Origin of the sequence: Neochlamydia sp. TUME1, assembly GCF_000813645.1 — a bacterium.
Classification (GTDB): Bacteria; Chlamydiota; Chlamydiia; order Chlamydiales; family Parachlamydiaceae; genus Neochlamydia.
This window is the reverse complement of the sequence record NZ_JRXI01000172.1, coordinates 1-2,398: the sequence shown is the minus strand read 5'-3', so window position 1 is coordinate 2,398 and position 2,398 is coordinate 1. Positions and strand designations below refer to the sequence as shown.

Here is a 2,398-nt window from a genome sequence, read left to right as displayed (position 1 = left end):
ATCTATGGCTTAAAAACGTTTCGCAAAACAAACTTTTTTGTTATCTTTTTTTAAATTTATTTAGTAGTTTAAATTTAAAATAAACCTTTCTTGCATTCAAATGTATTGCCAGTTATTTTGGGCTAAAAGACTATAACCAGCAAAAAACAGGCTAAGCTTATGAATCAGCTTTCATTAGAACCTTCTCGTATTCACTCCCTAATATTTCCTAACTTTGAAAATGAAGAAAAAGATTCTAGCTCCTCTCCCAGATATACTACTGCCTATAAAGAAATTAGTTTGAAAATATTCAAAGAATTAGGGTTAAAAGATCTATGCCAAGCTAAACTAGTCTGTAAGGAATGGAGACAGCTAGTTGAAGGCAGCATTTTAGCTGAAAAAGCCTATACTTTAGCTTTAAAGCTTGTTGTGCAAAGAAAAAACCCTGTTAAAGAAGCTTTTTGCATAGAAAAATTAGGTGATGTTTATAGTGATAAAGGAACTGCTGAAACTCTCCTGCAAGCCGCAGGGCTATACAGTTACTCCTTACGTGTTTCTTCGAAAGATCAACAAAAAATTATCAAAGAGAAACTTTTTAACGTTCAGCGTCTACTTACTAAAATTTGTGAAGGAAAACTTTTAAGCAATGAATTAATAGAAAAGCAATTTGAAGGTAACCGCGACGCATTGAAAAAGTTTAGAGAAGAAATAGAGGGGAAAATACAAATTCTGCCCGAGAATCCCTCTCCTCAAGAAGTAAGAGAGGTTTATAGAGACATTGCAAAGGGTGTAAAAAACTTCTTTAGCATTCTAGTCAATCAAGCCATTGATGCCTTAGGTGCTGCTCCTTGTGAATATGCCATGATAGGCTTTGGCTCTTTAGCTAGGGAAGAGATGACTCCTTATTCTGACTTAGAGTTTGGTATTTTTATACAAGAAGACACTCCAGTAAATAGGAAGTACTTTAAAAATCTGACAAATCTACTTTATCTAAAAGTTATCAACTTAGGAGAAACCATTCTTCCTGCTTTAAACATTCCTTGCTTAAAAGCCATCAATTTTTTTGATGGCATGACGCCACGAGGCTTTGCCTTTGATGGGGCAGGAGTAGAAGGAAAAGGCTGTAAAACTCCTTTAGGCAATGGTAAGACATTCGAACTTATCCAAACTCCTGAACAAATGGCCCAATATGTGGGCAAAGATGAAAAGGGCCAGTGGTGGCATGAAAAAGAGCCTCATCTTCCTATGGAATTGCTAAACTTTACTCATTTGCTAGGTAGCGAAGAGCTAACTGAACAATATAGACAATATGTTCACAGCACACTTAATACCTCTTATCAAGATGGCCTGGATCTACGCCAGTATTTAGCCAAGCAGCATCTGGTGCTAGCTGATATGGAAGCTTTTAACCCGGGAATGGGTGATTTAGATAGAGAGGGTATGCTTTTTAAAGTTAAAAATGATTTTTATCGCTTTCCTCATTTAGCTTTGGATCGACTAGCAGTCCTTAAAAAAGTAGCAGCTTTCGACACTTTTACTAGGCTTGATAAGCTAAGTGAGTTAGGGATCATAACAAAAGGAGCCACTGAAAGGTTAAGGGAATGGATGAGCCTAGCATTATTCATGCGTCTTAAAACTTATTCTCATTATCAGGCACAACAGGAGATGATGAATCCTCTCCTTAAGCCCTTTGGATTTGAGGATCCAGATCTTATTGAAAAGCAGTTTACTTTAGATCATCAAGCCTTAAAAAAAATAAAAAAAATCTACCAGATCTTTATTCCTTTCTATCAAGCTATTAAAGGATTTTTAACAGGCAATGAAGAGCAACTTAGATTTTCTGATTTGGAGGATAATTCACCACAGACGAAGGGGAATATATTACAAAGACTTTTTCAACATAAAAAAGCAGAAAAATGGTATCAGCGGGCAAAAAATGCAAATCCGCAAGATTTAGAAGTTTTAAATGCTCTTGGTATCATTTACAAAGACCAAGGCAATTTAGACAAGGCGGCAGAGTATAGCAACAAAGCGCTTGCCATTAACCTTGAGCTTTATGATGAAAATCATCCCCAGGCGGCAATTTGTTACAGCAACCTAGGAGCAATCTATCAAGACCAAGGCAATTTAGAGAAGGCGGCAGAGTATAGCAACAAAGCGCTTGCTATTAACCTTGAGCTTTATGATGAAAATCATCCCCAGGTGGCAATTTGTTACAATAATCTAGGGCAAATCTATAAAGAGCAAGGCAATTTAGAGAAGGCGGCAGAGTATAGCAACAAAGCGCTGGCTATTGATCTTAAGCTTTTTGGAGAAAATCATCCCAAGGTGGCACGTTGTTACAGCAACCTAGGAGCAATCTATAAAGAGCAAGGCAATTTAGAGAATGCTGAAGAGTATAGCACTAAAGCGCTTGCAA

1 protein-coding gene is annotated in these 2,398 nt (G+C 36.9%); it reads left to right on the top strand.

All coding sequences use genetic code 11. The features are described 5' to 3' along the window. Positions 1–159: 159 nt before the first annotated feature. Positions 160–2,398 (top strand): tetratricopeptide repeat protein (locus DB41_RS10870; RefSeq protein ID WP_155117628.1); only part of this gene is annotated, 2,239 nt, incomplete at its 3' end.